Source organism: Bacteroidia bacterium (assembly GCA_019695265.1).
GTDB lineage: Bacteria > Bacteroidota > Bacteroidia > JAIBAJ01 > JAIBAJ01 > JAIBAJ01.
Genome location: JAIBAJ010000143.1, coordinates 1 through 6586 on the forward strand (window position 1 = coordinate 1; position 6586 = coordinate 6586).

General features: G+C 40.6%; 6 protein-coding genes. 2 read left to right on the top strand and 4 right to left on the bottom strand.

What is annotated here, in order from left to right; genetic code table 11:
* Nucleotides 1–603: 603 nt before the first annotated feature.
* Both K1X82_14180 and K1X82_14185 read right to left on the bottom strand, forming a co-directional pair.
* The gene (locus K1X82_14180; protein MBX7183255.1) at nt 604–969 is read right to left on the bottom strand and encodes a DUF962 domain-containing protein; all 366 of its coding nucleotides are present in this window, start codon (nt 967–969) and stop codon (nt 604–606) included.
* 30 nt (nt 970–999) lie between these two features.
* Nucleotides 1000–1389 (bottom strand): phage holin family protein, encoded by a 390-nt coding sequence (locus K1X82_14185; protein ID MBX7183256.1) that lies wholly within the window; start codon nt 1387–1389, stop codon nt 1000–1002.
* A gap of 104 nt (nt 1390–1493) precedes the next feature.
* On the opposite strand from K1X82_14185, the gene K1X82_14190 reads away from it, so the two are divergent.
* On the top strand, nt 1494–3434 hold the full coding sequence (locus K1X82_14190; protein ID MBX7183257.1) for a KUP/HAK/KT family potassium transporter: 1941 nt from the start codon (nt 1494–1496) through the stop codon (nt 3432–3434).
* A gap of 24 nt (nt 3435–3458) precedes the next feature.
* Here the strand turns inward: K1X82_14190 and K1X82_14195 are convergent, their stop codons facing one another.
* Nucleotides 3459–4418 (bottom strand): threonylcarbamoyl-AMP synthase, encoded by a 960-nt coding sequence (locus tag K1X82_14195; protein MBX7183258.1) that lies wholly within the window; start codon nt 4416–4418, stop codon nt 3459–3461.
* A gap of 362 nt (nt 4419–4780) precedes the next feature.
* Here K1X82_14195 and hemH point away from each other — a divergent pair, with 362 nt between their 5' ends.
* On the top strand, nt 4781–5812 hold the full coding sequence (gene hemH / locus K1X82_14200) for a ferrochelatase (protein MBX7183259.1): 1032 nt from the start codon (nt 4781–4783) through the stop codon (nt 5810–5812).
* 261 nt (nt 5813–6073) lie between these two features.
* Here the strand turns inward: hemH and K1X82_14205 are convergent.
* Nucleotides 6074–6586, bottom strand: a 513-nt coding sequence (locus K1X82_14205) for a GSCFA domain-containing protein (protein MBX7183260.1), incomplete at its 5' end; no start/stop codon positions are given.

Genomic DNA, 6586 nt, shown 5'->3' on the forward strand with positions numbered 1-6586 from the left:
AACTCTGACAAATCCAAACTTGATACAAACAAATGAATCAATCTGACAGTGTTATCAGAACTAATAGCTTCCTCTAAACAAAAAACCTCCGTTTGGTTGGGATTGGAACGTTGAATAAATTTCATTCATAAATGTACTGAAAATCAATGAATTATGAAACAAAAATTGAACAAGTTATTAACAATCAGCAAGTTACAAAAAGGGGGACTTATTAGACAGACTGACGATAGAGGCAAGTAGCCCACAGGAGCACGCGGCGCTAGCCAAGTGCGACGAGGACTACAGCCGATAGCGTGACCCGAACGCCTTTATCGAATGTTGGGAAATTACCTGACTATTTTGGCGGAGGGGGCCCGCATACAAGGAATTATAAAATAGATTGCAACCGTTTTGATTTATCTTTTTCTGCAATTCCTAAAAAGTTCATAACCAGTAACTCTCCAGGTTCTTTCATGCCAGAAGGAGTGAAGAGTTAATCGAATTTCCGGTACTCCATCCCTTGTTTATTTGCAATCAAAATCCGATTGTATGGAAGAAAATATTTGAAATTAGCTAGTGGAATTGCTACCTACTTCATCTTAACTTATCAAAATACCAGCAACCTTATTTTTTTTCGCTGGCAATGGCCTTTTTAGCAAGCTCCATTCTTTTGGGCAATTGTAAGGAAAGAATGTGCCAAAACATTACAAAATCACTACCCAGACTCCACAAAGGATAGGTAAAAGTTGCAGGCTTGTTTTTCTCGAAAAAGAAATGACCGAACCAGGCAAAACCATAACCGGCCAAAGGCATAAACAATAAAATTCGAAATTGAGGGTCGCCTAAATAAATGGTGGTTAAAAATTCAACAAAAAATACCAAAACTAAAAAGGTACCAAAAAAATGTAAGCCTCTACAAATGGTATCACTGTGCTCGGTGAGGTAATAATTATAAAAACTCCAAAATGTTTTATATTTCTTTTCGGCCATGGTTTTCAAATTTCAACAAAAATAAAAAAATTAATTAGAAAAATTATCCTGCTCTCCATCTTCTACATCGGCATCCTTGGTTTTACTAAATGATTCCAGGATCGAAGTTAAAATTGATAAGACAATTGAAAAGAGTAAAGCGTACCAAAATCCATCCAATTCAAAACCATCGACCAAATAATCGCCTAATAAAAGTATTAAGGCATTGATAACCAGTAGAAATAATCCAAAACTAAACAAGGTGAATGGTATGGTTAGGGCAATTAAAATTGGCTTGATAAATACATTCAAAAACGACAAAACCAATGCCAATAATAAAGCAGTGGTGTAGTTGCTTAGGTGCACTCCGGGCAGAATGTGTGCACATACCATCACTGCAATACTGGAGACTATAATCTTGATAAAAAGGTTTTTCCACATGATTTGCAAAAATATTTAACAATTCTTATCCAAGGAAATCAAAGCCTCACTAATTTTGCACCCGTTTTTTGTTCAAAAAGTTGGGGCAACTTTCCCCAAAAGCAATGGGTTCAACCTCGCACAAACATGTAAGCAAGTTTACGCTAGCCGGTGCATTAATTACCTTAGGAATTGTTTTTGGAGATATTGGTACATCTCCTCTTTACGTAATGAGCGCCATTATTGGCAAAAGTGTAATTTCCCCGGAACTGGTTCTTGGTGGTATTTCTTGTGTCTTTTGGACGCTTACCATTCAAACGACGTTTAAATACGTATTTCTAACCCTCAATGCTGATAACAATGGTGAAGGTGGAATTTTTGCCCTCTATGCTTTAGTTAGGCGAAGAGCTAAATGGTTAACCATTCCGGCAGTTATTGGTGGTTGTGCTCTTTTGGCAGATGGAATTATTACTCCTTCCATCTCTGTTACTTCTGCTGTAGAAGGTTTTAAAATTCATCAACCCAATGTACCTGTCATCCCTATCGTTTTAGCTATTTTAACCCTTTTATTCTTGTTCCAACGCATGGGAACCACCATTGTTGGTAAGTACTTTGGTTATATTATGTTGGTTTGGTTCGTTGTATTAGGTTGGTTGGGTGTTAGACAAATAATCGATTTTCCTAGCGTTTTTAAAGCACTTAGTCCATTTTATGCCATCAATCTTTTGGTTAATTATCCGGGTGGATTTTGGCTTCTTGGTGCAGTTTTTCTTTGTACCACCGGTGCTGAGGCCTTGTATTCAGACCTTGGTCACTGTGGAAGAAAAAACATTCAAATTTCCTGGATTTTTGTTAAAATTACTTTAATCCTAAATTACTTCGGGCAAGGTGCTTGGTTACTTTCCATGCAAGGTCAAACCCTCGATGGCAGAAATCCTTTTTATTACATCATGCCATCCTGGTTTTTGATTCCCGGTATTCTTTTGGCAACCTTTGCTGCAATCATCGCTAGCCAGGCATTAATATCAGGAAGTTATACCCTTATTTCGGAGGCTGTTCGTCTCAATCTTTGGCCTCGGGTTAGCATCGTTTATCCAACCGCTGAACGTGGTCAATTGTATATTCCAAGCGTAAATTGGCTTCTATTCGTGGGATGTATCTTTATTGTTTGGCATTTTGAAGAAGCTTCTAAAATGGAAGCTGCCTATGGAATTGCTATTACCTTAGCCATGCTTAGCACAACCACCTTATTGCACAATTACTTGTTCCGTCACCGATGGAATTTGGTCATACTTAGTGCAGTTATTGGTTTGTTTTTTACTGTTGAGTTTGGTTTCCTTCTCGCCAATACAGCCAAATTGTTGCACGGTGGTTTTGTTGCAGTTCTATTGGGTGGATTGCTATTTATGATTATGTATGTGTGGTTTAATGCCAGAAAAATTAAAAACCAATATACCGAATTCGTTAAAATTAATCCTCACCTGGAAACTATTAAGGACCTAAGCGAAGACGAATCGGTTCCAAAATATGCAACCAACCTTGTTTACCTGACCAGCGCCGACCATGTGCAGGACGTGGAATCGAAAGTCCTTTATTCCATATTAAAAAAACAACCCAAAAGGGCCGATATCTATTGGTTGGTGCACGTAGATTGGAAAGATTCTCCGCATACCTTGGAATATTCCGTAGAAGAATTATTGCCGGGTAAGGTTTTTAAAGTCGATTTTCACATTGGTTTTCGCATCGAGCCCAAAATCAACCTGTACCTCCGTCAAGTAATTGAAGAAATGGCTTGCAATCAGGAAGTTGACCTGTTGAGCCGATACCCTTCCTTACGCAAAAACAACATCATGGGCGATTTCCGATTTATCGTTATCGAAAGGATTTTGAACTATGATTACGACCTGGGAGTAATCGATGAGTTTGTTATGCAGATTTATTCCATTATCAACAAATTTGCCCTTAGCGACCAAAAAGCATTTGGTCTCGACTCCAGCAATGTGGCAGTAGAAATGGTTCCCCTAATCCTGCAAGGTAAAAACGAAAATAAACTGAAGCGGATTTAAAACCTTAGGTTTTGCAGTCCTTATTTATCTTGCCGAAGCTCTTTGTAATCGGTCATTTACCGCCGCGCCTAACCCATGCTCCGGAAGAGGCTGTGCCAAAATTACATCCAAACTCATACCATCCAGTTCTCGCATCACCCAAAAAATTGTGGCGCCTGCCTCAAAAGTGCTTCCCTGCTCTGATAAATTCAGCACAACATGCTCCTTCTTCCATTCCACCGGAAGATCACCAAAACCAATAATTCCAATTCGTTTTCCCTTATTCTGCTCCATAAGAATTGGAAGTTGACCCAAAATCAAAGGCGTGCGGGGAGCATAATGTGAGGTAAGTTGTCCCGGACTTTTAGGATTAGACGATTGATTGACTTCCAATTCAATATCTCCAGCTACTTCCCTTAATTGTTCCAATGAAAGTCCACCAAGTCTAAGTACCTTGATCCGTCCTTGTTCAAACGCAACAACCGTACTTTCTATGCCAACCATACAAGGTCCGCCATCCAAAATGTAGGGCAAAAAACCATTTAACTGATCATACACATGCCGGGCCGTAACCGGACTAATATAACCGGATGGATTTGCACTCGGTGCCGCTAATGGGAAGTCTATTTTATGGAGCAATTCTAAGGTTAGAGGATGGTTCGGTATTCGCAAGGCAACCGAATTTCCGCCACCGGTTGTATGATCCGGAACAATAGTCTTTTTAGGCAAAACAAAGGTTAGTGGTCCGGGAGCAAACGCTTTTGCAAGTTGAAAGCATTTTTCCGGAATCCACTCTGCATAACGCTCAAAATGCGAAACATCCGCAACATGAACAATTAATGGATTAAACAAAGGCCTGTTTTTAACCTGAAAAATCTTTTGAACTGCCTTTTCATCCAAAGCATTGGCAGCCAATCCATAAACCGTCTCCGTAGGTATTCCAACCAATTCTCCTTGCTGCAAAAAAGACGCTGCATCTTGCAACGACTGTCCAATTCGGGTAATCACGTGGCAAAAATAAGCATTCCGGCCTGCCTTGCCAATTTCCACCTAAAATAGGTTTTAATGATGTCGAAATGGTTATTTTTTGAGATTTGGCGGGCCCCCTCCGCTACCGACCAAGTGCATTTCCCTAAGCGGGTTGCAATGCGTCGGGTCAGGCTATCGCTAATACTCCCAGGCCCCAACGCCTAAAGCCATTCCGCCTGGGCGGTATCACGCTCTATCCTTGCCCGGACACAACCCCAAAGGGAAGTGCTTAGTCCGGCCATTTTTGCCAACCGGAGTTTATTTTTTAGAGCTGTTTCTAAATTCAGTTTGGTTACCAAAAATGTTATTCCCAATTTTGCAAACCAGAAAATGACATTTTGAAAAACAACCGAAGACCCAAAACAGGCTTACTGCTTTTAAACCTAGGAACACCTGATTCGCCCGAAGTGGCTGATGTTAGGAGGTATTTAGGACAATTTCTTAATGATCCCAGAGTAATTGATATTCCCTGGTTAGCTAGGAAAATTCTGGTTAACTTGATTATAGTTCCCTTCCGGGCCCCTAAATCAGCCAAAATTTATAAAGAGCTATGGACTGAAAAAGGTTCGCCATTGCTTATTTACGGTAATAGTTTAAAAGAAAAAGTACAAAAAAGAGTAGGAGAGGAGGTAGTAGTAGAGTTGGCCATGCGTTACCAACAACCATCTATCAGGAATGTTTTGGAAAAAATGCGGAAAATGAACCTCGACCGTATTGTAGTTTTTCCATTGTTTCCGCAATACGCCAGCAGCAGCACAGGTTCGGCATTGCAAGAAGTAATGGAGGTGATTAAAGAATGGTGGGTTATTCCGGAATTAAAACTTTTTAGCCAATATTTCGATAATCCAATGTATTTGGATGCAGTAGCCGAAACCGGCCGAGAATTTCCACATGAAAACTACGATCATGTTATTTTCAGTTACCATGGTTTACCGGAACGTCAGGTAGATAAAGTATACGAAGATCGCCAGTGCAGTAACCACCATTGCGACGAGCAATTGGACAACGAGAATTATTATTGTTACAAAGCCGGATGTTATTACACCACCAATGAGATTGTTAAAAGGTTGCAAATACCGGAAGGCAAATACACCGTAAGTTTCCAATCGAGGTTAGACGATAAATGGTTAAAACCCTACTCCGATGAGGTGGTAAGGCAACTGGCCGAAAAAGGAGCCAAAAATATTTTGGTATTCTCACCTGCATTTACAGCCGATTGTCTGGAAACTACCATTGAAATTGGGCATGAATACCAAGATATTTTCACCAAAGCCGGTGGACAAAAAGTGCAATTAGTGCCTAGTTTAAACGATAGAGACCAATGGGTGGAAACGATTGTAAACTTGGTATTTGGAAATAAAAACGGTTAGATTGGAAGGGTTGAATACGTAAGGCGATTTTTCAATTGATTAAAGCCTTTGTACTCTCGGAATTTTGGTAATTGAACCGAATGGTTGGAGTTCGGTCGGGCAGGGATAGAAGTGGATAGCCCACAGGAGGCCGTGGCTTTAGCCCGGGCGACGAGGACTAGGAACGGATAGCCCGGCGATTTAGCCCATTGGCTCACCATGGTTTCATGTAAATGTTAGGGGCTAAAGCGGCCCGCATAAAACAAAAAAAAACAGGAAATTCTAAAACTGAAACTCCGGGAAACGCGATTGCAACTCTTGCATTTTTGCAGTATATTTAGCAAGAAAAGCTTGGTGGGCCTGGGAATTCGGATTTCGAGGTTTATGCTGAAAGGCCCGATTGATCTCCTCTACATCAGCCATTATTTTTCGGTGAGCCGGATCTATCAGTGTTTCTTGAAGGATTTCCCATACATACCGAGTAGCCTGATGGTTGGGATGAAGCATATCTTCGGCAAAAAAACGGTAGTCGCGGAGTTCGTCCATCACAATTTCGTAAGCCGGGAAGTAATACAAGTCGGGTCTTAGCTGCCTCAACTGCTGAATTGCAACAAACAATAAGCTTTTGCTAAGGGTATTTTCTTCAATACCGAAAGCGAAATAACGAACCGGGCTAACCGTAAGAACAACTTGGATTTTGGGGTTCAACTTTCTAATTTCAGCAATGGCCTGATCGAGAGCCAGTACTATTTCCGAAACCTCTAACATTCGTTTGTTAAATCGGGATCTAGGCAA